Consider the following 25068-nt stretch of genomic DNA (forward strand, 5'->3'; position numbering starts at 1 on the left):
ACGTCCAGTACGAGGACTTCCGGCCGGCACACCGAGAGCACGCACCGGACGCCGCTCCTTGACGGGCAAACGTTGCCTGCCGCGGCACTAGGCAGTCGGTGGGGCGGCCGTCGGCGATACGTCCGAAGCGGCGGCCGCCGCATCCGACCCGGCGGCCGCCGCATCCGACCCGGCTGCCCGGTCCGCCGCAGCCGACCGGTCCGCAGCCGCCGCGCCCGGCTGGTCCGGCACCGTCGGCGGCGGCTGTGCCGTCGTCGCGCGCCTCCGCCCGCCCCGGAGTTCCGGAGTCGTCGTGCCCACCCCCATGACCGCCGCCAGGCACATCAGGCCGCCGGTGATCAGGGCGGTCGTGCCCGTCGTCCAGCCGGCGACCGCGCCCGCGCGCAGGTTGCCGAGGTTGGGTCCCGCCTGGCCGACGACCGCCTCGGCCGCCGTCACCCTGCCCAGCAGGGCGTCCGGGGTGTGGGTCTGCACGATGGTGACGCGGGACAGGACGGCCACCGAGTCCGCCGCCCCGGCCACCGCCAGCATCCCCAGGCCCGCCCACGCGCTGGTCGTCAGTCCGAAGAGGGCGAGGGCCGCGCCCCACGTCCCCGAGGCGCACAGCATCACCGGGCCGGGGCGGGCCAGCCGCGTGACCGGCCCGGAGAAGGCGGTCGCCGTCACCCCGCCCACGGCGAGCGCGGACAGGAACAGACCCAGCGTGCGCGGGTCGCCCCCGAAGCGTTCCTCGTTGACCAGCGGGAACAGACTCACCGGCATCGCCAGGACGGTCGCGGCCAGGTCGACCAGCAGCGCGCCCCGCACCGCCCGGTGACCGGTCAGGAACCGCAGGCCGTCCAGGACGCCCTGCACACCGGGACGGGACTTCTCGCCCTCGGGCGGCAGCGCGGGCAGCCCGTACGCGCCGTAGAAGGACATGCCGAAGCTGAGGGCGTCCAGCAGATAGCAGACGCCGAGCCCCCACCACCCGAGCACGACACCGGCGACGGCCGGCCCGAGCAGCATCATCGCCTGGCCGGTGACCTGGTTCAGGGCGAGACCGGCCGCCACCTGGTCCTCGGGCAGCAGCCGACGCACGAACACGCCCGCCGCCGGCCCGCCGACCGCCCCGAACGACGACTGCACCGCCACCAGCGCCAGCACCACGGGCACCGGAACATGCCCGGTGAAGCCCTGCACGGCCAGCAGGACGGAGCAGACCGCCGAGCCGACGGTGCTCAGGAGATACACGCGTCGCCGGTCGGCCCGGTCGACCCAGGCGCCCGCGAACAGCCCGACCCCGATCAGCGGCAGCGCCTGCGCCAGACCGACCGCCCCGCTCCAGAGCGAGCTGTGGGTCGTGTCCCAGACCTGGAACATCACGGTGACCATGGTCATGAAGCCGCCGAGCACGGACACCGTGCGCCCGATCAGCAGCCGCCGGAAGACGGGGGAGGTACGAAGAGGACGAACGTCGACGAGGGTCCTGGTCAGGAGGCTCATGACGGAACGACGGCGGCGACGGACGCCGCGGGCTGCTGATGCACGGCGGGGAGACTAACCCGCCACGCCACCGAGGAGCGAGCCGTTTAATCGGGGCGAGCCTCCCGCCCCCTCACCCGGCCTCGCGCGAGCAGAGTCGCTCAAGAAGCGTGGTTCAAGAAGCGTGGTTGCAAGAAGCGTCGCTCAAGAAGCGTCGCTCAAGCGGAGTCGTTGAGCAGCCGCCCCAGATGCTCCCGCCCCTCGCCCAGCAGCCCGGCCAGCGGCTCCGCGCTCTCGTACCAGCGCTTCTCGTACTCCCAGCACAGCCACCCGTCCCAGCCGTGCCGCGCCAGGACCTCGACGCACTCGGCGAGCGGCAGCACCCCCGCGCCCAGCGCCAGCGGCGTGGTGTCCTCGGCCGACGCGATGTCCTTGACCTGCACGTATCCGAGATATGGGGAGAGCGCCGCGTACGTCTCGTGCGGCTGTTCGCCGCCCAGCCAGGTGTGCATCACGTCCCACAGCGCGCCCACCTGCCGGTGCCCGACCAGGCCGAGGACGCGGATGGCGTCCGCGCCGGTGCGATGCGAGTCGTGGGTCTCCAGCAGGATGCGCACGCCGAGGTCGGCCGCGTACTCGGCGGCGGTGCCGAGCCGCCCGGCGGCGACGGCGTCGGCCTCGGCCGGGGACCGGGCGTCCGTACCGCCGGGAAAGACGCGGACGAAGGGCGCCCCGAGATCACGGGCGAGCGAGACGAGCCCGCGGATCTCCTCGATCACCGGCTCGTCGTCCCCCGGCGCGGCGACCCGCGCGTACCCCGCGACCCCCAGGACGTCGACGCCCGCCGCCTTGAACTCGGAGGCGACATCGGCCCGTTGGTCCGGACCCAGTCCCGGGTGGACCGGTTCCTCGGGATGGGCGCGCAGTTCCACGCCGTGATAGCCGTGCGCGACCGCGAGCCGAAGCACCTCGGACAGCGGCAGACCGGGAACACCGAGGGTGGAGAACGCGAACCTCATGCTTCTACTGTCGCTCCGCTGCCGGGTGCAGGTCCAGTGGACGCCCCCCGAACACCGACCCGCCGGAGGCCTGCCCGCCGGGCACCTGGCCGTCGACCCCCCGGGCACCGGCCCTCGGGCCGTCGCCGACCCGGGCGTCGGCCCTCCGGCCGCCGGCCGCCTACCCGCCGGCCGCCGACCCGCCGGCCGCCTGACCGTCGGAGACACACGCGCGGAACCGCCCCAGCAGTTCCCGCCCGGCCGTGCTCTCCGCCTCGAAGTCCTGGATCCGCAGCTCCGAGGGAACGTCCCGGCCCTGCACGCGTGCCCCGTTGCACCGGAAGCAGAACGCGATCTCGAACAGCGGATCGGGGTCGGTGGCGTCGTAGACGCGGATCCCCCAGCCGGGCACGAAACAGCGGTACCGCCCGCTGTCCGGGAGAGCGCCGATCAGTGCCAGCGCCTCCCGCACCTCGTCCCCGGCCCAGACCTCGACCACCTCGCCCGCCAGCCCCCGCGGGGTGAAGGGACGGGCGGAATCGGCGATCCGGACGACCTCGAGCAGCTCGCCCCGTTCGTGCGCGGCGGGCAGCCTCAACTGCGGGGCACCCCCGAGGACCCCCGCACCATCAACTCCCCGCGCACCGTGGCGATCCCGCCCGGCGGCGGCTCCTCGCGGCCCATGGCGATGCGTCCCGCCCGGGCCCCCGCCTCCGCCAGCGGCAGCCGCACCGTCGTCAGGGAGGGCATCGCGTCGATGCTGAACGGGAGGTCGTCGAAGCCGGCGACCGAGACGTCCTCGGGGATGCGCAGCCCGGAGTCGCGCAGGGCGGCGCACGCGCCCAGGGCGACGGAGTCGTTGGCGGCGACGACCGCCGTCAGCGAAGGGTCCCGGCGCAGCAGTTCCAGCGTGGCCTCGTAGCCGGCCCGCCGGTCGTAGCGGCCGTGCACGGTCCAGCGCGGGTCCTCCTCGATGCCGGCCGCGGCCAGCGCCGCCCGGTGGCCCTCCAGCCGGTGCCGGGTCGTCGTCCGCTCCTCAGGGCCCGCGATGTAGCCGAGGCGGCGATGGCCGAGGCCGATGAGGTGCTCGGTCAGCTCCCGTCCGCCGCCGCGGTTGTCGAAGGTCAGCGCGATCGCCTGGGTGTCCGGCGCGGGCGGCCGCCCGCACAGCACCACCCGGGTCCCCGCCTCCGCCAGCCTGCGCAGCTTCGCCGCCATCGCGGCCGCGTGCGGCTCGTTCTCGATGGCCCCGCCGGTCAGCACGACGGCCGCGGCCCGCTGCCGCTGCAACAGGGTCAGATAGGTCAGCTCGCGCTCGGGCGAACCCCCGGTGTTGCAGACCACCGCCAGCCGCTCGCCGCCCGCCCGGCCGCCCGGCCCGCCGATCTCCAGCTGGATCGCGCTCGCCATGATCCCGAAGAAGGGGTCGGCGATGTCGTTGACGAGAATCCCCACCAGATCCGAGGTCGCCGCCGCCAGGGCGCTGGCCGGCCCGTTCAGGACGTAGTCCAGCTCGTCGACCGCCCGCAGCACCCGCTCCCTGGTGGTAGCGGCCACGGGGTAGTTCCCGTTCAGCACGCGCGACACCGTCGCGGGCGAGACCTGCGCGCGGGCCGCCACGTCCGCCAGGGTCACCGTCATCTCGTCGTCCTCCGGTAAACGCATCGTGTCGTACGTCGTCGTACGTCGTCGTACGACGACATATGTCGCCGTACGCCCTGGTAGACAGCAGCCTCGTGGGCGCGGTTCCGGGCGTGTCGAGCAGACCTTACGGCCCAGGAGCCTTGCTGTTCGCCCCCTCGAACAACTCAGGATGGACACGGTCTTGTCCGGACCACCGGTCAGAGGCTAGCTTCTCCTTGGATAGAAAGCGCTTGCTGTAACGCTGATCAGGTAGAGGCGTACGCGGCGCGCACAACCGCGTACGAAACGCGCAGCCACGCTGCGCACGACACCAAGGCCTACGCCTGCGCCTGGCCTGCGAAAGGATCGACGTGACACGCAAGACAGTCCGTATCGCCATGAACGGGGTGACCGGGCGGATGGGGTACCGCCAGCACCTCGTCCGCTCCATCCTCGCCCTGCGCGAACAAGGCGGCCTCGACCTCGGCGACGGCACCGTGCTGTGGCCGGAACCCGTCCTCGTCGGCCGCCGCGAGCACGCCCTGAAGGCGCTCGCCGAGCAGCACGGCCTGGACCCGCAGAACGTGTCCACGGACGTCGACGAGGTCCTCGCCGACCCGACCGTCGAGATCTACTTCGACGCCCAGGTCACCTCCGCCCGCGAGGAGGCGATCACCAAGGCGATCGCCGCCGGCAAGCACATCTACACCGAGAAGCCGACGGCCACCGGCCTCGACGGCGCCCTGGAGCTGGCCCGGCTGGCGAACGCGAAGGGCGTCAAGCACGGCGTCGTCCAGGACAAGCTGTTCCTGCCGGGCCTGCTGAAGCTCAAGCGCCTCATCGACGGCGGCTTCTTCGGCCGGATCCTGTCCATCCGCGGCGAGTTCGGCTACTGGGTCTTCGAGGGCGACTGGCAGACCGCCCAGCGCCCGTCCTGGAACTACCGCGCGGAGGACGGCGGCGGCATCGTCGTCGACATGTTCCCGCACTGGGAGTACGTGCTCCACGAGCTGTTCGGCCGGGTGAAGTCCGTCCAGGCCATCGCCACCACCCACATCCCGCAGCGCTGGGACGAGAACGACAAGCCCTACGACGCGACGGCGGACGACGCGGCGTACGGCATCTTCGAGCTCGAGGGCGGCGCGATCGCCCAGATCAACTCCTCCTGGGCGGTCCGGGTCAACCGCGACGAACTCGTCGAGTTCCAGGTCGACGGCACCGAGGGCTCGGCCGTCGCGGGCCTGCGCAACTGCCGCGTCCAGCACCGCTCCGCGACGCCCAAGCCGGTCTGGAACCCGGACATCCCCGCCACCGAGGTCTTTCGCGACCAGTGGCAGGAAGTCCCCGACAACGGCGAGTTCGACAACGGCTTCAAGGCCCAGTGGGAGCTGTTCCTCCGGCACGTCTACGCCGACGCCCCTTACCACTGGGACCTGCTGGCCGGCGCCCGCGGCGTCCAGCTCGCCGAGCTGGGCCTGAAGTCCTCGGCGGAGGGCCGCCGCCTGGACGTTCCGGAGGTCACGCTGTGAGCATCCGACTGCCGGACGCGGGCGGCGGTCTGCGGACCTACGAACCGCGCACCGAACCCCTCGCCCTCACCACCGGCGCCCCCTTCACCTCCCGGACGGTCTTCTCGGCGGCCCACGTGGTCGCCGACCCGTTCGCGGACACGAGCCCCGATTCCCCCGCGGCCGTCGACTGGGACGCCACCCTCGCCTTCCGCCGCCACCTGTGGTCCCACGGGCTCGGCGTCGCCGAGGCGATGGACACCGCCCAGCGCGGCATGGGCCTGGACTGGGCGGGCGCGGCCGAACTGATCCGCAGGTCGGCGGCCGAGGCCAAGGCGGTGGGCGGTCTGATCGCCTGCGGCGTCGGCACGGACCAGCTCACCGGCCCGGCGACCCTCGCCGAGGTCCGCGCGGCCTACGAGGAGCAACTGGCCCTGGTGGAGGCCTCGGGCGCCCGCTCCATCCTGATGGCGTCCCGAGCCCTGGCGGCGGCCGCCTCGTCCCCCGAGGACTACCTCGAGGTCTACGGCCATCTGCTCCGCCAGGCCACCGAGCCGGTCGTCCTGCACTGGCTGGGCCCGATGTTCGACCCGGCGCTGGACGGCTACTGGGGCTCGTCGGACCTGGACGCGGCGACCGACACCTTCCTGGAGGTGATCGCGGCCCACCCCGACAAGGTGGAGGGCATCAAGGTCTCCCTGCTGGACGCCCAGCGGGAGATCGACATCCGCCGCCGGCTGCCGCAGGGCGTCCGCTGCTACACGGGCGACGACTTCAACTACCCCGAGCTGATCGCGGGCGACGAGAAGGGCTTCAGTCACGCCCTCCTCGGCATCTTCGACCCGCTGGGCCCGCTGGCGGCGGAAGCGGTGCGGATCCTGGACACGGGCGACGTGGCGGGTTTCCGTTCGCTGCTCGACCCCACGGTGGAGTTGTCCCGCCACCTCTTCCGGACGCCCACCCGCTTCTACAAGACGGGCGTGGTGTTCCTCGCCTGGCTGGCGGGCCACCAGTCGCACTTCACGATGGTCGGCGGCCTCCAGTCGGCCCGCTCCCTCCCGCACTTCGCCCGCGCCTACGAACTCGCCGACGGCCTCGGCCTGTTCCCGGACCCGAAGCTGGCGCAGGAACGCATGAAGACCCTCTTGGCCCTGTACGGAGTCCCCCAGTGACCGCATCCCTCTCCCGCTCGTCCCTCTCCCGCTTCTCGATCAACCAGATGACGGTGAAGCAGCTGTCGATGCCCCAACTGGTGGAGGGCTGCCTGGAGTCGGGCATCCCCGGCGTCGGCCTCTGGCGCGAGCCGGTGCAGACGTACGGCGTCGACGCGACCGCCAAGCTGGTCCGCGACGCGGGCCTGACGGTGACAACGTTGTGCCGCGGCGGCTTCTTCACGGCGATCGACCCGGACGAGCGGACCGCGGCCCTGGCCGACAACCGCCGGGCGATCGAAGAGGCGGCCGCCCTCGGCACGGAGGTCCTGGTCCTGGTCTCAGGAGGCCTCCCGCCCGGCTCGAAGGACCTGCACGGCGCCCGGGAGCGCATCGCGGACGCGCTCGGCGAGCTGGGCCCGTACGCGGAGCAGCACGGCGTGCGGCTGGCCATCGAGCCCCTCCACCCGATGTACGCCTCCGACCGCTGTGTGGTCTCCACCCTCGCCCAGGCCCTCGACCTGGCCGAACGCTTCCCGGCCCACCAGGTCGGCGTCACGGTCGACACGTACCACATCTGGTGGGACGACCAGGCCCCCGCCCAGATCGCCCGGGCGGGCGCGGGCGGCCGCATCCACACCTTCCAACTCGCCGACTGGACGACCCCCCTCCCCGAGGGCGTCCTCAACGGCCGCGGCCAGATCGGCGACGGCGCGATCGACATGCGCGAGTGGCAGTCCTACGTGGAGGCGGCGGGCTACACGGGCCCCATCGAGGTGGAGCTCTTCAACGACGAGCTGTGGGCCCGGGACGGCAGAGAGGTGCTGGCGGAGACGGCGGCACGGTTCGTGGAGCACACGGCGTAGCACTCGGCGACGGCCGGAGAGGGGCGAGTGATCCTCTCCGGCGACTGTCGTATACGTACCGTATACTCGCTGCATGGCCGACGTGATGATCCGTGTACCCGCTGAAGTCCGTGACCAGCTTGCCGCCGTGGCCGAGTCGCGAGGCACCAGCCTGCGTGCCCTCATGCAGGACATAGCTGCTGAGACGCTGACTCCCGAGCAGATCAAGGAGCGGGCCGACCGCACACGTACGCTGCTCGCCGAGCGTTTCGGGCACTATGTGTCGGACGAGGAGTCCGCCGAGATGCGGCGCAAGATGCGGGAGGCCGCCGCTGCCCGCCGCGCGGTCCTGGCTGAGGCCGAGTCGTCCCGTTGAGCAAGACCGAGCACTACGTTCTCGACACCCCCACCCTGCTGGCGATGGGAGGTGACAAGCAGGTGTCCGGCCTCGTCCACGCCGCGGCCGCCAGCGGTGACATGCGCCTCTGGGTACCTGTCCTGTGCCTACTGGAGGCCGAGCGCCGACGCGCCGGAATCGTCGACCACGTGGGCGTGCTGGTGGATGTGCTGCATCTCGTCGAGGACGACTACGCCATGGCGGTGACCATCGCCCAACTGGGTCGCGAGGGCGTCGACTTCGGTGTGTCGGCCGCCGTGCACACCGCGCGACCGAACCAGACCCTCCCCACGGGTGGACTGATCGCCACCGTGGCACCGGAACCCTATGGAGGACTCGGGGTCGGGGTCATGGACCTGAACCGCTGAGGGACTGCCCGCCGACAACCGTAGGTTCGCTTCCCGTGTACGTCAGCCGGATCGCCGTGCGGAGGCGTCGTCCTGGTGCCCCATCCCACCCCCGCGGGAATGGAGCACCAAGACCGGCTCGTCGCCCGCCCGGTGCCGTCTGATCAGGATGCGGGGTGAGTCGTGGGGCTGTCGTTACCAGAGCGTCCCAGGCTGTTGTTGGCTCTGCGTCCACTGCGGAGCTCCTCCCGCCCCGAGTCCTCCCGCCCCGAGCCCTCCCACCCCGACCACTCGCGCACCCGGTACTCCATGGGCGAGAGTCCGTACGCGGTGCGGAAGGCGCGGGTGAAGTCGGAGGCGCGCAGGAGGCCCCAGCGGGCGGCGATCGCGCGTATCGGCGTGCCGCGCAGCGCGGGGTTGGCCAGGTCGCGGCGGGCGCCTTCCAGGCGTTGGGCGCGGATCCAGGCGGCGACCGTCTCGCCCTGCGCGTCCTCCTGGAAGAGCCGGTGCAGGTAGCTGAGGGAGATGTGGTGCGCGGCGGCGATCACCGGCGGCGTCAGTTCCGGGTCGTGCAGGTTCTCCCGGACGAACGCCCGGACGCGCGTGATCAGGGCCCGGTGCCGCGTCTCCGGGGGCAGGGCGGCCTCCGCCTCCAGCACCTGGGCGAACCAGGCCGCCAGCAGGTCGACCAGGACCACGCCCAGCCGCGGCGCGTCGGACGGCTGGAGGAACTCCGACTGCTGGTCCAGGCCGGCCAGGAAGCCCGTCAGCAGAGCGCCGGTGCCCTCCCGCCCCGACAGCCGTCGGCCCAGCAGCGGCCGGATCCGGTCGGGCGACAGGGGCAGCAACGCCTTGGGGAAGTCCACGCCCACCCCGGTGACCACATGGCGGTTCCCGTCGGACGGCGGATGCACCTCGTACGGCCGTGAGGTGTCGGTCAGCCACAGGTCGCGCGGGCCGTAGAAGTCGGTTCGCCCGACGTGGTCGAGCCCCAGCCCGCCGCCGAGCACCAGCGACAGGTGGTACATCTCGGGGTCGCACTGCCGTATCAGCCGGTCGTTGCGCACGAACCGCGCCGTCAGACACGACGTGGGCCACACCATCACCGGCCCCAGCTCCATCAGCCGCTGCTCGGCCCAGAAGTCGGCGGCGTACTCGCTGCTGATGTCGCTGGGCGCGATCGCCCGGTGGATCAGTTCCCGCCAGTAGTCGAACCTGTCCTCCACCGGCACGTCGTCAGTCCGGAACAGCGTCCCGATCACGGCGTCCTCCCTTTCCCCTGCTCTTCCCCCTGCTCTCCCCGTGGAAGAAATCTTGGAAGACTATGCAACCCTTCCCACCCGCAGTGTGTCGTACATGGCATCAGGGCTTCTGGAGGGGGATCCGGGGGGATCGCGGGGGTTCTGATGCGGAGGGGAAAAGCCGAGGGGGCCCGGTCGACGGACCGGACCCCCTCGAAGCCTTCCAGGACGCAGATCGGTCCATGAAACCTCAGAAGAAGACCCCGCACCTGAGCAGCACGTTCGCATACGGTCGTGCCTCGCCCGTGCGCACCACCAGCCGCGCCCCCGCCGTCAACCTCTTCAGCTCCTCGTGCGGGACGAACGCCAGCTCGGGGAAGCGCTCGCCCAGCAGAGCCGCGGCCGCCGGGTTCGCGTCGCGGATCTCCTCCGCCGCCGTCGCCCCCTCCACGACCAGCTCGGTGAGCAGCCCCTCCACGATCTCCGCGAAGGACGGCACCCCCGCCAGGAAGGCGAGGTCGACCACCCGAGGGCCGTCCGGGATCGGCATGCCGGCGTCGCACACCAGCACCCCGTCCCCGTGCCCCAACTCGGCCAGCGCACCGGCGAGATGACGGTTGAGTATTCCGGCCTTCTTCATAGCGAGGCCACCTCCTCCGCGGTCGGGAACGACTCCTGCGCGCCCCGCCGGGTCACGGCGACCGCCCCGACCCGCGCCGCGTACGCCGCCGCCTCGGCCAGGGACGCGCCCGTGCCCAGCTTCCACGCCAGCGCCGCCGTGAAGGAGTCGCCCGCGCCGGTCGTGTCCACGGCGTCCACCTTCACCGGCGCCACCCGCTCGACACCGCCGTCCGCGGACGCGACCAGCGCGCCCTGCGAACCCAGCGTCACGACCACCGACTTCGGGCCCCTCGAGAGCAGGATCCGCGCCCAGTCCTCGGGTTCCTCGCTCGCACAGGCGTCGCCGAGGATCACCTTCGCCTCGTGCTCGTTGACGATCAGCGGATCGCAGACGTCGAGCACCTCGGCCGGCAGCGGCAGCGGCGGGGAGGGGTTCAGCACGAACCGGCTGCCCGGCGCCAGGCTCCCCGCGACCGCCACGACCGTCTCCAGCGGGATCTCCAGCTGCGCCGACACCACCCGGGACGACTGGAACAGACAGGCGGCGGCGCGGACGTCCTCCGGGGTGAGTCGGCCGTTCGCCCCCGGTGACACCACGATGCTGTTGTCGCCCGACGGGTCCACGGTGATCAGCGCGACGCCCGTCGGCGCCCCGCCCACCAGCACGCCCACGGTGTCGACCCCGGCCGTCCGCTGCGAGTCGAGCAGCAGCCGGCCGTACGCGTCGTCGCCGATCCGGGCCAGCAGGGCCGTACGGGCCCCGAGCCGGGCGGCCGCCACGGCCTGGTTCGCGCCCTTGCCGCCGGGGTGGACCGCCAGGTCGGAACCGAGCACGGTCTCGCCGGCGGCCGGTCGCCGTTCGACGCCGATCACCAGGTCGGCGTTGGCCGATCCCACGACCAGGAGATCGTAGTCGTCCATGAAATGACTCCCTTGCTACGTGGCCGATACGTGACGTGGGGCGGGCGGCCCCTGTCAGGGTGACCGCCCGCCCGGTCTTCGATGTCAGCCGCTGAAACCGGCCACGTTCTCCTTCGTGACCACCTTCACCGGCACCTTCACCGTCTCCTCGACCTTCTTGCCCTGCAGCGCCTTCAGCGCGTTGTCCACAGCGATCTTGCCCAGCTGGGACGGCTGCTGCGCCACGGACGCGTACAGCGTCCCGTTCTCGACGGCCTTGAGACCGTCGGGGGTTCCGTCGAAGCCGACGACCTGGACGGACTTGCCGGCCTTGGAGCCCAGCGCCTTGACCGCGCCGAGCGCCATCTCGTCGTTGGCGGCGATGACGCCCTGGACGTCCGGGTGGGCCTGGAGCAGGTTCGACATCACGTCGAGTCCCTTGGTGCGGTCGAAGTCGGCCGGCTGCTGCGCCAGCACCTTGATGCCGGGGTAGGCCTTCAGCCCCTTGGCGAAGCCCGCCGCCCGCTCCCGGGCCGCGGAGGTGCCCGCCTGGCCCTGAAGGATCACGATCTTGCCGCTGCCGCCCAGCTTCTCGGCGACCGTCTTCGCCGCGAGCTCACCGCCCGCCACGTTGTCGGAGGCGACCAGCGCGTCCACCGTGGCCTTGTTGACGCCCCGGTCGACGGCGATGACCGGGATGCCCGCCTTGTCGGCGGCCTTCACCGAGTTGCTCGCCGCGTCCGAGTCCACCGGGTTGACGATGATCGAGTCGAAGCCGGAACCGGTGAAGTTCTGCAGCTGGTTGGCCTGCTGCGAGGCGTCGTTCTGCGCGTCGGTGACCGTCAGGTCCACGCCCAGCTTCTTCGCCTCGGCCTTCGCGCCCGACTGGATCTGCACGAAGAACGGGTTGTTGAGGGTGGACAGCGCCAGGCCGACCTTCGGGTTCGTGGCCGCCGAGTTCCCGCTGTGCAGGAAGGAGGTCGCGCCGACGATCGCCACGGTCACCACGGCCGCGAGCGTGTATGTCGCCGCCCGTTTGCCCTTGCCCCCGCCGGAGCCCGTCCCGGCCGGCGTCGGGGTCGTGCCCGTCTTGCGGCGCAGGGTGTCGAAGAGCACCGCCAGCGCGATGACGACACCGATGACGACCTGCTGCCAGAACGCGGACACGGAGAGCAGGTTCAGGCCGTTGCGCAGCACCGCCAGGATCAGCGCGCCGATCAGGGTGCCCGAGGCCTTGCCCGTACCGCCCGCGAGGGAGGCGCCGCCGATGACGACCGCGGCGATGGCGTCCAGCTCGTAGCCGTCGGCCGCCTGGGGCTGCGCGGAGGACAGCCGGGAGGCGAGCACGATGCCCGCCGCGGCGGCGAACACACCGGACAGCGCGTAGATGGCGAGCTTCTGCCGCCGCACCCGCAGACCCGACAGCCGGGCCGCTTCCTCGTTGCCGCCGATGGCGTACATCGAACGGCCGATGTACGTGCGGCCGAGCACGAACGCGGCGATCCCGCCCATCACGATCATGACCAGCACGGGCACCGGCAGCCAGCCGCCGAGCGTGTCACCGAGGTGCGAGATCGAGTCGGGGAACGCGATCGGAGAGCCCCCGGAGATCACCAGCGACAGACCGCGCGCCACCGACAGCATCGCGAGCGTCGCGATGAACGGAGGCAGCTTGCCGTACGCGATGAGGAAACCGTTGACGAGACCGGCCGCGATACCCGTGGCCACGGCGAGCAGGACGGCTATGACGACCGGAACGCCCTGTTGCGTGGCGCTCCACGCCAGCACAGTGGCCGACAGCGCGGCGACCGAGCCGACCGACAGGTCGATGCCCGCCGAGACGATCACGAAGGTCACGCCGAAGGCGAGGATGGCGGTCACGGCCGCCTGGACACCCACGTTGAGCAGGTTGTCCGTGGTCAGGAAGTCGCCCGACAGCGCCGACATGGCGATGACGAGGACGATCAGCGCGGTGAGCGCGCCGTTGTCGAGGAGCAGACGGCGGACCGCCGAGGCGCCCCCGGCGCCCGATGTGCTCTTGGTGCTCTTGAGCGTGTCAGCGGCCACGGCCAGCCTCCGCTTCAGTCGTAGTGGTACTGGGGGTACTAGGGGTATGGGGGGTGGGCGTGCTGACGGCGAGTGCCATCACGGCGTCCTGGGTGGCTTCCTCGGCGGCGAGCTGGCCCGCGATCCGGCCCTGGGCCATCACCAGCACCCGGTCGCTCATGCCGAGCACCTCGGGCAGATCGCTGGAGATCATGAGCACGGCGGCGCCGGCGGCCGTCAGCTCGTTGATGAGCTGATAGATCTCGACCTTCGCGCCGACGTCGATCCCGCGCGTCGGCTCGTCGAGGATCAGCACCTTGGTGTCGGCCAGCAGCCACTTGCCGATGACGACCTTCTGCTGGTTGCCGCCGGAAAGGGTGCGCACATGCTGGCCGAGGCCGGCCATCCGCACGCCGAGCTGCTCGGCGATCCGGGCCGCCGCCTCGTGCTGGCCCTTCAGGTCCACCAGCCCGCCACGGGTCGCGGAGCGCATGGTCACGAGCCCGAGGTTCTCCTCGACCGTCTGGTCGAGCACCAGTCCCTGACCCTTGCGGTCCTCGGGCACCAGCCCGATCCCGGCCGCCATCGCCGCGACCACGTCGTGCCGGGCGAGCTTCGCACCCGCGACCCGCACCGCTCCCCGGTCGTAGGGGTCCGCCCCGAAGACGGCCCGTACGACCTCGGTACGACCCGCGCCGACGAGCCCGGCGATGCCGACGACCTCACCGGCGTGCACCTCGAAGCTGATGTCGCGGAAGACGCCGTCCTTCGTGAGCCCTTCGACCGACAGCAGGGCCGCGCCCGCCTCGGCGCTCTCCTCGGCACGCACCCTGGGGTACTGCTGCTCGATGGAGCGGCCCACCATGAGCCGGACCAGCTCGTCCTCGGGCGTGGAGGCGGGCACCTGGCCGACGGACCGGCCGTCCCGGATGACCGTGACCCGGTCGCCGAGGGCGGCGATCTCCTCCAGGTGGTGCGTGATGAACACGATGCCCACGCCGTCCTCGCGCAGTTTGCGCACGATGGCGAAGAGCTTCTCGACCTCCTCGGAGGTGAGCACGGCGGTCGGCTCGTCCATGATCAGCACGCGCGCGTTCAGGCTGAGCGCCTTGGCGATCTCGACCATCTGCAGCCGCGCGATGCCGAGTTCACGCACGAGCGCGCGGGGCGAGACGGCCACGCCCACCCGCTCCAGCAGGACGGCCGCGTCGGCCTCCATCCGCTTGCGGTCGATCATCCCGTAGCGGCGCGGCTGCCGCCCCAGGAAGATGTTCTCGGCGACCGTCAGATCGGGGACGAGGTTGAACTCCTGGTAGATGGTGGCGATCCCGAGGCGTTCGGAGTCCTGCGCGCCATGGATGCGCACCTCCTCGCCGCCGGCCAGGATCCGCCCGGCGTCGGGCCGGTAGGCGCCGGAGAGCATCTTGATGAGGGTGCTCTTGCCCGCGCCGTTCTCACCGAGAAGCACATGCACCTCGCCCCGACGCAGGTCGAAGTCGACGCTGTCGAGCGCGACCACACCGGGAAAGGTCTTGCGTATGCCTTCGATGCGCAACAGTTCGTCCGCGTTGCTCACGTCTGGCTCCTGTTCATTACTGGGGACTGCGCAGAACGTGCCTGCGCAGACGGCTCCGGGGGAGGGGATGACGTCAAGGACGTCGGCGGCTCGCCGAGAGCCGGTTCGCCGCAGGAGCGGCGTACGACCAGGCGGGCGGGCAGGGTGACGGACTGCGGGGGGCGTCCCTCGATGCGGTCGACGAGCGCCCGCACGGCGGCCCGCCCCAGCTCGCCCGTCGGCTGGGCGATCGCCGTGACCGGCGGATCGGTGTGCACGAACCAGGGGATGTCGTCGAACGCGGCCAGCGCCAGGTCGTGCGGAACGCGCAACCCACGCGCGCGCGCGGCGTCGAGCGCGCCCAGTGCCATCAGGTTGTCGGCCGCGAACACGACCTCGGGCGGCTCGGGCAGGTCGAGGAAGCCCTCGGTGACCCGCCGTCCGCTCGCGGCCTGGAAGTCGCCCTGGCCTATGTAGGCGTCCGGGAGGGGAAGCCCGTACTCGGCCATGGCATCCCGGAAGGCCTCCACGCGCTCGCTGCCGGTGGTGGTGGCCGCCGGGCCCGCGATGATGGCGAGCCGCCGGTGCCCGAGCGCGTACAGATGCGCGACGAGCTCCCGTACGGCGGCCCGTCCGTCGGCCCGGACCACGGGCACGTCCACGCCCGGGATCCACCGGTCGACGAACACCATGGCCGTCCCCGCGCGCGCGGCGTCCAGGATCAGCGGCGAGCCGCCGTCGGTGGGGGAGACGAGGAGTCCGTCGATCCGGCGGTCCAACAGGGTCCGTACGTGGTGGTCCTGGAGTTCGGGCCGTTCGTCGGCGTTGCCGATGATCACGCTGTAGCCGAGCGCCCGGGCCGCCTCTTCGACGGAGCGGGCCAGCTCGGTGAAGTAAGGATTCATCACGTCGCTGATGACCAGGCCGAGGGTGCGGGTCTGGTCGGTGCGCAGTGATCGTGCGACGGCGTTCGGGCGGTAACCCAGCGCCTCGACGGCGGCCAGCACGCGCGTGCGTGCGTCGTCGCTGACCGACGGATGGTGATTGAGGACGCGCGACACCGTGGCGACGGATACTCCCGCCTCGGCAGCGACATCCTTGATGCTCGCCATCGCAGGACCACCTCCTTGTGGGTGCGCATGGAATCGATTACATCTCCCTGCGCAGTCGATTGGAATCGATTACATGCGAGAAAGCAAGGCTTCGGCCGCATCCCGAGGCCCGATTGTGATGAATGGGACACGGATCCTCCGGGCTGCCCGCCGGCGCACGGGCGGGCGGGCCTGTCCCGGCCGGGCCTGTCAGTGCCGGCCAGGCCTGTCAGTGCCGGGCGGTACCGTCTGACCATGACCGATCAGGCGGGGGCCGCCCAGGCGGGAGAACGGCGACTGGCCGCGCTCGAAGGCGTGCTCGAGCGCATCACGTACGCCAACGAGGAGAACGGCTACACGGTCGCCCGGGTCGACACCGGCAGAGGCGCCGGCGACCTCCTCACGGTGGTCGGCGCGCTGCTTGGCGCCCAGGTCGGCGAGTCGCTGCGCATGGAGGGCCGCTGGGGCTCCCATCCCCAGTACGGCAAGCAGTTCACCGTCGAGAACTACACGACCGTCCTGCCCGCCACCGTCCAGGGCATCCGCCGCTACCTGGGATCCGGCCTGGTCAAAGGCATCGGCCCGGTCTTCGCCGACCGCATCACCCAGCACTTCGGCATGGACACCCTGCAGATCATCGAGGAGGAGCCGAAGCGGCTCATCGAGGTCCCCGGGCTCGGTCCGAAGCGCACGAAGAAGATCGCCGACGCCTGGGAGGAGCAGAAGGCGATCAAGGAGGTAATGCTCTTCCTCCAGACCGTCGAGGTGTCCACGTCCATCGCGGTCCGCATCTACAAGAAGTACGGCGACGCCTCGATCTCCGTCGTCAAGAACCAGCCCTACCGGCTCGCGGCCGACGTCTGGGGCATCGGTTTCCTCACCGCCGACAAGATCGCCCAGTCCGTCGGCATCCCGCACGACAGCCCGGAGCGCGTCAAGGCGGGCTTGCAGTACGCGCTGTCCCAGGCCACCGACCAGGGCCACTGCTACCTCCCCGAGGAGCGGCTGATCGCCGACGCGGTCAAGCTCCTCCAGGTCGACACCGGCCTTGTCATCGAGTGCCTCGCCGAACTCGCGGCGCCCGGCGAGGACGGCGAGGAACCGGGCGTCGTCCGTGAGAAGGTCCCGGGCCCCGAAGGCGGCCCGGAACCCGTCACCGCCGTCTACCTGGTCCCCTTCCACCGCGCCGAACTCGCCCTCGCCGCCCAGGTGTCGCGGCTGTTGCGCACCGAGGAGGACCGGATGCCGGCCTTCCGCGACGTGGCCTGGGACAAAGCGCTGGCCTGGCTGAAGGGCCGTACGAAGGCCGAGCTCGCGCCCGAGCAGGAGGCGGCCGTCAAACTCGCGCTGACCGAGAAGGTCGCCGTACTGACCGGCGGCCCCGGCTGCGGCAAGTCGTTCACCGTCCGCTCGATCGTGGAGCTGGCCCGCGCCCGGAAGGCCAAGGTCGTGCTGGCCGCCCCCACGGGCCGCGCCGCCAAGCGCCTCGCCGAACTCACCGGCGCCGAGGCCTCCACCGTCCACCGCCTGCTGGAGCTCAGGCCCGGCGGCGACGCGGCCTACGACCGCGACCGCCCGCTGGACGCCGATCTGGTCGTGGTCGACGAGGCGTCGATGCTGGATCTGCTCCTTGCCAACAAGCTGGTCAAGGCCGTGCCTCCGGGCGCCCACCTGCTCTTCGTCGGGGATGTGGACCAACTCCCCAGCGTCGGCGCGGGCGAGGTGCTGCGCGATCTGCTCGCCGCCGACAGTCCCGTCCCGGCCGTGCGCCTCACGCGCGTGTTCCGCCAGGCCCAGCAGTCCGGCGTGGTGACCAACGCCCACCGGATCAACGCCGGACAGCACCCGCTCACCGACGGCATGAAGGATTTCTTCCTCTTCGTCGAGGACGACACCGAGGAGGCCGGCCGGCTCACGGTGGACGTGGCGGCCCGCCGGATCCCCGCCAAGTTCGGCCTCGACCCGCGCCGGGACGTCCAGGTGCTCGCGCCCATGCACCGCGGGCCCGCCGGGGCCGGCGCGCTCAACGGGCTGCTCCAGCAGGCCGTCACCCCGGGCCGCCCCGACGTCCCCGAGAAGCGGTTCGGCGGCCGGGTCTTCCGCGTCGGCGACAAGGTCACGCAGATCCGCAACAATTACGACAAGGGGAAGAACGGTGTCTTCAACGGCACCGTGGGCGTCGTGACCTCGCTCGATCCGGTCGACCAGCGCCTCACGGTGCTGACCGACGAGGACGAGGAGGTTCCGTACGAGTTCGACGAACTGGACGAACTGGCGCACGCGTACGCGGTGACCATCCACCGTTCACAGGGAAGTGAATATCCCGCCGTGGTGATCCCCGTCACCACGGGAGCATGGATGATGTTGCAGCGCAACCTTTTGTATACGGCCGTCACCCGCGCGAAGAAGCTGGTCGTCCTCGTCGGCTCCCGCAAGGCGATCGGCCAGGCAGTGCGCACGGTGTCGGCGGGCCGGCGCTGCACGGCCCTGGACTTCCGGCTCGCGGGTCATCGTAATAAATGATCGATCAAATGAGTCACAAAGGTCACAGGGCACTTCCCCAACCGTGACCAAGGCGGCAGGATGAAGTAGTTGGCGGCACTGAGTGCCGCCAATAAGCCCAATGGGCGACCCCGAGTGCACTCTCCTGCGCCAAATGGGGGATGGTAGAGACAGTCAGGGCAACCTCGAAGAAGAGGCACAACGTCGGTGAGGGATGACGTGAGCGACAACTCTGTAGTACTGCGGTACGGCGACGGCGAGTACACCTACCCGGTGATCGACAGCACCGTCGGCGACAAGGGCTTCGACATCGGGAAGCTTCGCGCCCAGACCGGTCTGGTGACCCTGGACAGCGGCTACGGCAACACCGCCGCGTATAAATCCGCCGTCACGTACCTTGACGGCGAACAGGGCATCCTCCGGTACCGCGGCTACCCGATCGAGCAGCTGGCCGAGCGTTCGACCTTCCTCGAGGTCGCCTACCTGCTGATCAACGGTGAGCTGCCGAGCGTCGACGAGCTCAGCGTCTTCAAGAACGACATCACGCAGCACACCCTGCTGCACGAGGACGTCAAGAACTTCTACCGTGGCTTCCCGCGGGACGCCCACCCGATGGCCATGCTGTCGTCGGTGGTCTCCGCGCTGTCCACGTTCTACCAGGACAGCCACAACCCGTTCGACGAGAAGCAGCGCAACCTCTCCACGATCCGGCTGCTCGCCAAGCTCCCGACGATCGCGGCGTACGCCTACAAGAAGTCGATCGGTCACCCGTTCGTCTACCCGCGCAACGACCTGGGTTACGTCGAGAACTTCCTCCGGATGACCTTCTCGGTCCCCGCCCAGGAGTACGACCTCGACCCGGTCGTCGTCTCCGCGCTCGACAAGCTGCTCATCCTGCACGCGGACCACGAGCAGAACTGTTCGACGTCCACGGTCCGTCTGGTCGGCTCGTCCCAGGCGAACATGTTCGCGTCGATCTCGGCCGGCATCAACGCGCTGTGGGGCCCGCTGCACGGCGGCGCCAACCAGTCCGTCCTGGAGATGCTCGAGGGCATCCAGGCGGGCGGCGGCGATGTCGACTCCTTCATCCGCAAGGTGAAGAACAAGGAGGACGGCGTCCGCCTGATGGGCTTCGGCCACCGGGTGTACAAGTCCTTCGACCCGCGCGCGAAGATCATCAAGGCGGCGGCGCACGACGTCCTCTCGGCCCTCGGCAAGTCCGACGAGCTGCTGGACATCGCGCTGAAGCTCGAGGAGCACGCGCTCTCCGACGACTACTTCGTCTCGCGCAACCTCTACCCCAACGTCGACTTCTACACCGGCCTGATCTACCGGGCCATGGGCTTCCCGACCGAGATGTTCACGGTCCTCTTCGCCCTCGGCCGCCTCCCGGGCTGGATCGCCCAGTGGCACGAAATGATCAAGGAGCCCGGCTCCCGCATCGGCCGCCCGCGCCAGATCTACACGGGCGTCGTGGAGCGCGACTTCGTTCCGGTCGAGCAGCGCTGACGCCTCCGGCGGGGGGCCGGCTGGTTCCCCGCCGTTCGTTGTCGGCTGCGTTTTCGGCGGCGGGTGCGTGGGGCTGGTCGCGCGGTTCTCCGCGCCCCTCGGGCAGTTCGACCGGTCCCACTCAAAGGTCCCTGCTCACGCCGCCTGCGCGTAGGCATACGGAAGGCGCCCCGGCGGCGGTCCCCCCACGGGCCGACGACCAGGGCGCCTTCCCATGTCCCGGTGCGGATTCCCCCCACGGGATCCGGCCGGGCGTTGTGAGGACAGCGCCTGAATTCGCTGTTTTGTAACCATGTGCGGTTGTTGTGCCTGCGGTTGAGCAGAACGAGCAGAACTCGTCGTACTACCACCTGTGTGCGATCTGCCGGGACAGCGCACGCTGGGAGGGCCGCTCAAAGCTTCCCGGTGTACGTGCCCCGGCAACGCATCTCTGAGGAAGTCCCCCAAGACATCCCCAGACGTCAGGTCACGCCCCCCAAGACGCTTCCTGACATCGTCAACTTAGACCGTCGAGCCCCTTCGATGGTTACGTTCACATCACTGTGATCTGAGTCTCTTGCATATGTCCGTTAGATGCGCAAGAGACCAGATACGGCGATCGAGGCCCAAGCGTAAGGATGATGCGCGAGCCTTGTGAAGAGCTTATGTGAGGCGCGCCCGGGACTCCAGGGGGTATGACTTTTCCGGACGGTCACTTGAAGGAGCGAAGGCGCAAGCTGTTCGTCACGACGAAGACCGACGAGAACGCCATCGTCGCCCCCGCGATCATCGGGTTCAGCAGCCCGGCCGCGGCCAGCGGCAGCGCGGCCACGTTGTAGCCGAAGGCCCACACCAGGTTGCCCTTGATCGTGGTCAGCGTCCGCCGGGACAGCCGGATGGCGTCCGCGGCCGCCCGCAGATCCCCGCGCACCAGCGTCAGATCGCTCGCCTCGATCGCCGCGTCCGTGCCGGTCCCCATGGCCAGCCCGAGGTCGGCCGTCGCGAGCGCGGCCGCGTCGTTGACGCCGTCCCCGACCATGGCGACGACCCGCCCCTCGCCCTGCAGCCGCCGCACGACCTCGACCTTGTCCTCGGGCAGCACCTCGGCGATGACGCGGTCGATCCCGACGGCCTCGGCGACGGCTTTCGCGACCGCCTCGTTGTCCCCGGTCAGCAGCACCGGCGTGAGCCCCAGCGCGCGTAGTTCCCGCACCGCCTCGGCGCTGGTCTCCTTGACCGCGTCGGCGACCGCCAGCACCCCGCGCGCCACTCCGTCCCACCCGACGACGACGGCCGTACGACCGCCCCGCTCGGCCTCGTCCTTGGCGCGCGCCAACTTCTCCGGGACGGCCTCGAAAAGGCGTCCCACAGCCACCTCGCGGCCCTCCACGAGCCCGCGCACGCCCCGCCCCGGCACGTTCTCGAACCGCTCGGCCGCCGGCAGCTCCCCGACCCGTTCCCCGGCGCCCGCCGCCACCGCCCGGGCGACCGGATGCTCGGAGGCGTGCTCCAGGGCGCCGGCCAGCCGCAGCAGCTCCCGCTCGTCGGTGCCGTCCGCGACGTGCACGTCCTGGAGGGTCATCCGGCCGGTGGTGACGGTCCCGGTCTTGTCGAGTACGACGGTGTCGACGCGGCGCGTGGACTCCAGGACCTCGGGACCCTTGATGAGGATGCCGAGCTGGGCGCCGCGCCCGGTGCCGACCATGAGCGCCGTGGGCGTGGCGAGCCCGAGCGCGCACGGGCAGGCGATGATCAGGACCGCGACGGCCGCCGTGAACGCGGCGGCCGTGTCGCCCGTCGCGCCGAGCCAGCCGCCGAAGGTGGCGACCGCGAGCAGCAGTACCACCGGCACGAAGATCCCGGAGATCCGGTCGGCGAGCCGCTGCACCTCGGCCTTGCCGGTCTGCGCGTCCTCGACCAGCTTGGCCATGCGCGCGAGCTGGGTGTCCGCGCCGATCCGGGTGGCCTCGACGACCACCCGCCCGCCGGCGTTCACGGCGGCCCCGGTGACCGCGTCGCCCGGCCCGACGTCCACCGGCACGGACTCACCGGTCAGCATCGACGCGTCCACGGCGGACGCGCCCTCCACGACCGTCCCGTCGGTGGCGACCTTCTCGCCGGGCCGCACGACGAACCGGTCTCCGATCGCCAGCCGGTCGACGGGGATCCGCACCTCGCGGCCGTCCCGAAGGACGGTGACGTCCTTCGCGCCGAGCTCCATCAGCGCCCGCAGGGCCGCCCCCGCGCGCCGCTTGGAGCGGGCCTCCAGGTAGCGGCCCAGCAGGATGAGGGCGGTGACGCCCGCCGCGACCTCCAGATAGATCGCCGAGGCGCCGTCCGTGCGCGAGACGGTGAGTTCGAAGGGGTGCCGCATGCCGGGCATGCCCGCGTCACCGAAGAACAGCGCCCACAGCGACCAGCCGAGCGCGGCCAGCGTGCCGACGGAGACCAGCGTGTCCATGGTGGCCGCGCCGTGCCGCAGGTTCGTCCACGCGGCCTTGTGCAGCGGCCCGCCGCCCCAGACGACCGCCGGAGCGGCGAGCGTCAGCGAGAGCCACTGCCAGTTGTCGAACTGCAGGGACGGAACCATCGCCAGCAGCACGACGGGCGCGGCGAGCAGCACGGAGACGATGAGCCGGTGGCGCAGGCCCGCCAGTTCGGGATCGGGATCTTGGGGGTCGGCGTCCTGGACCGGCGGCTGCGGCACGGGTTCCTCGGCCGTGTACCCGGTCTTCACCACGGCCGCGATCAGGTCGGCGACCTCGGTGCCGGCCGGATAGCTGACCTTCGCCTTCTCGGTCGCGTAGTTGACCGTCGCGGTGACGCCGTCCATGCGGTTGAGCTTCTTCTCGACGCGGGCCGCGCAGGAGGCGCAGGTCATCCCGCCGATGAGCAGTTCGACCTCGGAGGTCGGGAACGCTGTCGGGGTGTCCGCGGTGGCGGTGCTGGTCATGTCCGTGCTCCAGGAAGCGGGCCGGACCGCACGGAACCAGTATCAGCTGGTCGGTACGGCCCGGTGGGTGGAGGAGGGGGTGGTGGGCAACGGGTGCCTCAGGCCTGGCCGGCCAGCTCGAATCCCGCCTCGTCGACGGCGGCGCGTACGGCCGCCTCGTCGAGCGCGGCGGTGGAGGCGACCGTGACCTCGCCGGTCGAGGCGACGGCCTTCACCGAGGTGACACCGGGGAGCTCCGAGAGCTCGCCGGAGACGGCTCCCTCGCAGTGGCCGCAGCTCATGCCGCTCACCTTGTAGACGGTGGTGACGGAGCCCGGGGTGTCGATCTGAGCGGTCATGTCGTTCTCCTCGTAGCGGCAGGTGGGGCTGACGGGGCCGCGAGGGGCCTCCCGTTGCTCCACACTATACCCCTAGGGGGTATTTCTCCAAGAAGGGTCCCGCCGCGTCGCCGAGCGCACCCAGGCCACCCCGAGCAGTGCCACGAGGGCCGTCCCGCCGATCGAGAAGAAGGCGAACAGATGATCCTGCTCGGCCGTCGGCCGCGGGAGGTACCCCTCGGCGAACAGCCCGCCGTGCGGGCCGTCCACGGTCAGCCGCGCCACCAGCCAGATCGCGATGCCGTGCGTCGAGTCCCACAAGGCGTGCAGCAACGAGACGCCGAGAAACGTTCCGGCGACGGGCGCGGCGAACCGGAAACGCCCGTCCGGGCGGCGGCACGCCAGCAGCGCGCCCCCCGCGATCGCCGTCCACAGGCCGTGCCCGAAGGGGGCGAGCAGCCCGTGCGGCAGCTCCGTCTCCAGCAGCGCACGCAGATCGACGCCCTCCGTCGAGACCGCCGCGTTGAACGCGTACCCGCCGCGTTGAACGCGTACCCGCCGCGTTGAACGCGTACCCGCCGCGTTGAACGCGTACCCGGCGCTCTGCAGAGCCGCGAGCCGAGCTGATCGCCCTGCCGATCACCCTGATCCTGCTGGTGACGGTCTTCGGCAGCGCCGTCGCCGCCCTGCTGCCGCTCGGCGTCGGCATCGTCGCGATCCTCGGCACCAACGCGGTCCTCAGCGGCCTCACGCGGTTCACCGACGTCTCCGTCTTCGCGATCAACCTCACCACGGCGCTCGGCCTCGGCCTGGCCGTCGACTACGCCCTGTTCATCGTCCGGCGCTTCCGCGAGGAACTCGGCGCCGCGGGGACCGGCGCGACCAGCCACGATGTACCCGCAGACAACGACGGCGACAGGAGCCCGGATGCTAGCGGTGATCTTCGAGAAGTTCAGTCGACCCGCTGAGGTACGCGAGGTCCCCGACCCCCGACCGGCCCCGCACGGAGTCATCGTCCGGGTGGAAGCCACCGGCCTCTGCCGAAGCGACTGGCACGGCTGGCAGGGCCACGACCCGGACATCACACTCCCGCACGTTCCGGGCCACGAACTGGCCGGGGTGATCGAGGAGGTCGGCGCCGGAGTGAAGAACTGGCGTCCCGGCGCCAGAGTCACCGTCCCCTTCGTGTGCGGCTGCGGCAACTGCCCCTCCTGCACGGCCGGCCACCACCAGGTGTGCGAACGCCAGACCCAGCCCGGCTTCACGCACTGGGGCTCCTTCGCCCAGTACGTGGCCCTGGACCACGCCGACGTGAACCTGGTCGCGATCCCCGAGGACCTGTCGTACGCCACCGCCGCCTCCCTCGGCTGCCGGTTCGCCACGGCGTTCCGGGCGGTCGTGCAGCAGGGCCGGGTCGCCGCGGGGGAGTGGGTGGCGGTGCACGGCTGCGGAGGCGTGGGCCTCTCGGCGGTGATGATCGCGGCGGCCTCGGGAGCGCGGGTGGTCGCCGTGGACGTCTCGCCGAAGGCCCTGGAGCTGGCGCGGAAGTTCGGCGCGGCGCAGTGCGTGGACGGGACGGACGTGCCGGACACCGCGGAGGCGGTCCGTGAGCTGACCGGGGGCGGCGCGCACCTCTCCCTCGACGCCCTCGGTTCCCCCGCCACCTGCGCCGCCTCGGTGAACGGCCTGCGCCGCCGCGGCCGGCACATCCAGGTCGGCCTGCTCCCCTCGGCGGACGGCGCCACGCCCGTCCCGATGGCCCGCGCCATCGCCCTGGAGCTGGAGATCCTGGGCAGCCACGGCATGGCCGCCCACGCCTACCCGCAGCTGCTGGAGCTGGTCCGGGCGGGGGTGCTGCGCCCCGACCTGCTGGTCACGTCGACGATCACACTGGACGCCGTCCCGGACGCACTGGCGGCGCTGGGCACGACGCCGGGCGCGGGAGCGACGGTGATCGAGCCGTGGGCCTGAGACCCGACCGCGGCCTTCAAGGGCGGTGCTCCTTTCCCGCGCACAGCACT

At 71.2% G+C, this 25068-nt stretch carries 21 protein-coding genes and 1 pseudogene; 9 read left to right on the forward strand and 13 right to left on the reverse strand.

The annotated features are described in order from the left end of the window. Nucleotides 1-87: 87 nt before the first annotated feature. The 4 genes from AB0J04_RS30245 to AB0J04_RS30260 all read right to left on the reverse strand — a co-directional run bounded on the left by AB0J04_RS30245 (nt 88) and on the right by AB0J04_RS30260 (nt 4103). Nucleotides 88-1485: an MFS transporter gene (locus AB0J04_RS30245; protein WP_363171748.1), complete on the reverse strand. Its 1398-nt coding sequence runs from the start codon at nt 1483-1485 to the stop codon at nt 88-90. A 197-nt stretch (nt 1486-1682) separates the two neighbouring features. Continuing rightward, nucleotides 1683-2483: a sugar phosphate isomerase/epimerase family protein gene (locus AB0J04_RS30250; protein ID WP_363171749.1), complete on the reverse strand. Its 801-nt coding sequence runs from the start codon at nt 2481-2483 to the stop codon at nt 1683-1685. A gap of 160 nt (nt 2484-2643) precedes the next feature. Then, the gene (locus AB0J04_RS30255) at nt 2644-3060 is read right to left on the reverse strand and encodes a hypothetical protein (protein WP_363171750.1); all 417 of its coding nucleotides are present in this window, start codon (nt 3058-3060) and stop codon (nt 2644-2646) included. Then, the gene (locus AB0J04_RS30260) at nt 3057-4103 is read right to left on the reverse strand and encodes a LacI family DNA-binding transcriptional regulator (protein WP_363171751.1); all 1047 of its coding nucleotides are present in this window, start codon (nt 4101-4103) and stop codon (nt 3057-3059) included. The genes AB0J04_RS30255 and AB0J04_RS30260 overlap by 4 nt, the downstream gene beginning before the upstream one ends. Before the next feature lie 353 nt (nt 4104-4456). On the opposite strand from AB0J04_RS30260, the gene AB0J04_RS30265 reads away from it, so the two are divergent. The 5 genes from AB0J04_RS30265 to AB0J04_RS30285 all read left to right on the forward strand — a co-directional run bounded on the left by AB0J04_RS30265 (nt 4457) and on the right by AB0J04_RS30285 (nt 8354). Further along, nucleotides 4457-5614, forward strand: a complete 1158-nt coding sequence (locus tag AB0J04_RS30265) for a Gfo/Idh/MocA family oxidoreductase (RefSeq protein ID WP_363171752.1) — start codon at nt 4457-4459, stop codon at nt 5612-5614. After that, nucleotides 5611-6765, forward strand: coding sequence for a dihydrodipicolinate synthase family protein (locus AB0J04_RS30270; protein ID WP_363171753.1), 1155 nt, complete (start codon nt 5611-5613; stop codon nt 6763-6765). Before AB0J04_RS30265 ends, AB0J04_RS30270 begins: the two co-directional genes overlap by 4 nt. A 47-nt stretch (nt 6766-6812) precedes the next feature. Beyond that, nucleotides 6813-7610: a sugar phosphate isomerase/epimerase family protein gene (locus AB0J04_RS30275; protein ID WP_363171781.1), complete on the forward strand. Its 798-nt coding sequence runs from the start codon at nt 6813-6815 to the stop codon at nt 7608-7610. A 73-nt stretch (nt 7611-7683) separates the two neighbouring features. Beyond that, a complete protein-coding gene (locus AB0J04_RS30280) occupies nt 7684-7965 on the forward strand; it encodes an Arc family DNA-binding protein (protein WP_363171754.1) in 282 nt (93 codons plus the stop codon). Continuing rightward, complete coding sequence (locus AB0J04_RS30285; RefSeq protein ID WP_363171755.1) at nt 7962-8354, forward strand: hypothetical protein; 393 nt, start codon at nt 7962-7964, stop codon at nt 8352-8354. Before AB0J04_RS30280 ends, AB0J04_RS30285 begins: the two co-directional genes overlap by 4 nt. 143 nt (nt 8355-8497) lie before the next feature. Here AB0J04_RS30285 and AB0J04_RS30290 read toward each other — a convergent pair whose 3' ends face one another. The 6 genes from AB0J04_RS30290 to AB0J04_RS30315 form a co-directional block, all read right to left on the reverse strand. Continuing rightward, complete coding sequence (locus AB0J04_RS30290) at nt 8498-9595, reverse strand: AraC family transcriptional regulator (RefSeq protein WP_363171756.1); 1098 nt, start codon at nt 9593-9595, stop codon at nt 8498-8500. Between the two features lie 229 nt (nt 9596-9824). After that, nucleotides 9825-10214 carry a D-ribose pyranase gene (rbsD, locus tag AB0J04_RS30295; RefSeq protein ID WP_363171757.1) on the reverse strand — a complete coding sequence of 130 codons (390 nt, stop codon included), beginning with the start codon at nt 10212-10214 and terminating at the stop codon, nt 9825-9827. Next, nucleotides 10211-11116, reverse strand: coding sequence for a ribokinase (locus AB0J04_RS30300; RefSeq protein WP_363171758.1), 906 nt, complete (start codon nt 11114-11116; stop codon nt 10211-10213). The genes rbsD and AB0J04_RS30300 overlap by 4 nt, the downstream gene beginning before the upstream one ends. 84 nt (nt 11117-11200) lie before the next feature. Continuing rightward, the gene (locus AB0J04_RS30305; protein ID WP_363171759.1) at nt 11201-13162 is read right to left on the reverse strand and encodes a substrate-binding domain-containing protein; all 1962 of its coding nucleotides are present in this window, start codon (nt 13160-13162) and stop codon (nt 11201-11203) included. Further along, a complete protein-coding gene (locus AB0J04_RS30310) occupies nt 13152-14717 on the reverse strand; it encodes a sugar ABC transporter ATP-binding protein (RefSeq protein ID WP_363171761.1) in 1566 nt (521 codons plus the stop codon). Before AB0J04_RS30310 ends, AB0J04_RS30305 begins: the two co-directional genes overlap by 11 nt. Beyond that, complete coding sequence (locus tag AB0J04_RS30315; RefSeq protein WP_363171762.1) at nt 14714-15808, reverse strand: LacI family DNA-binding transcriptional regulator; 1095 nt, start codon at nt 15806-15808, stop codon at nt 14714-14716. Before AB0J04_RS30315 ends, AB0J04_RS30310 begins: the two co-directional genes overlap by 4 nt. Nucleotides 15809-16042: 234 nt before the next feature. Here AB0J04_RS30315 and AB0J04_RS30320 point away from each other — a divergent pair, with 234 nt between their 5' ends. Then, nucleotides 16043-18310, forward strand: coding sequence for an ATP-dependent RecD-like DNA helicase (locus tag AB0J04_RS30320; RefSeq protein WP_363171763.1), 2268 nt, complete (start codon nt 16043-16045; stop codon nt 18308-18310). Between the two features lie 198 nt (nt 18311-18508). Beyond that, a complete protein-coding gene (locus AB0J04_RS30325) occupies nt 18509-19798 on the forward strand; it encodes a citrate synthase (protein ID WP_363171764.1) in 1290 nt (429 codons plus the stop codon). Between the two features lie 691 nt (nt 19799-20489). On the opposite strand, the gene AB0J04_RS30330 is transcribed toward AB0J04_RS30325, so the two are convergent. The 3 genes from AB0J04_RS30330 to AB0J04_RS30340 all read right to left on the reverse strand — a co-directional run bounded on the left by AB0J04_RS30330 (nt 20490) and on the right by AB0J04_RS30340 (nt 23656). Continuing rightward, complete coding sequence (locus tag AB0J04_RS30330) at nt 20490-22730, reverse strand: heavy metal translocating P-type ATPase (protein ID WP_363171765.1); 2241 nt, start codon at nt 22728-22730, stop codon at nt 20490-20492. Nucleotides 22731-22828: 98 nt separating this feature from the next. Beyond that, on the reverse strand, nt 22829-23068 hold the full coding sequence (locus tag AB0J04_RS30335) for a cation transporter (protein WP_363171766.1): 240 nt from the start codon (nt 23066-23068) through the stop codon (nt 22829-22831). A gap of 72 nt (nt 23069-23140) precedes the next feature. Next, the gene (locus AB0J04_RS30340; protein WP_363171782.1) at nt 23141-23656 is read right to left on the reverse strand and encodes a PrsW family glutamic-type intramembrane protease; all 516 of its coding nucleotides are present in this window, start codon (nt 23654-23656) and stop codon (nt 23141-23143) included. Nucleotides 23657-23661: 5 nt separating this feature from the next. Between AB0J04_RS30340 and AB0J04_RS30345 the strand changes: the two are divergent. Then, nucleotides 23662-23907, forward strand: a pseudogene (locus AB0J04_RS30345) (MMPL family transporter); the annotation flags it as partial. 67 nt (nt 23908-23974) lie between these two features. Beyond that, nucleotides 23975-25018 carry a zinc-dependent alcohol dehydrogenase family protein gene (locus tag AB0J04_RS30350; RefSeq protein WP_363171767.1) on the forward strand — a complete coding sequence of 348 codons (1044 nt, stop codon included), beginning with the start codon at nt 23975-23977 and terminating at the stop codon, nt 25016-25018. Nucleotides 25019-25068: the final 50 nt, after the last annotated feature.

Source organism: Streptomyces sp. NPDC050263, assembly GCF_040655955.1.
Lineage (GTDB): Bacteria > Actinomycetota > Actinomycetes > Streptomycetales > Streptomycetaceae > Streptomyces.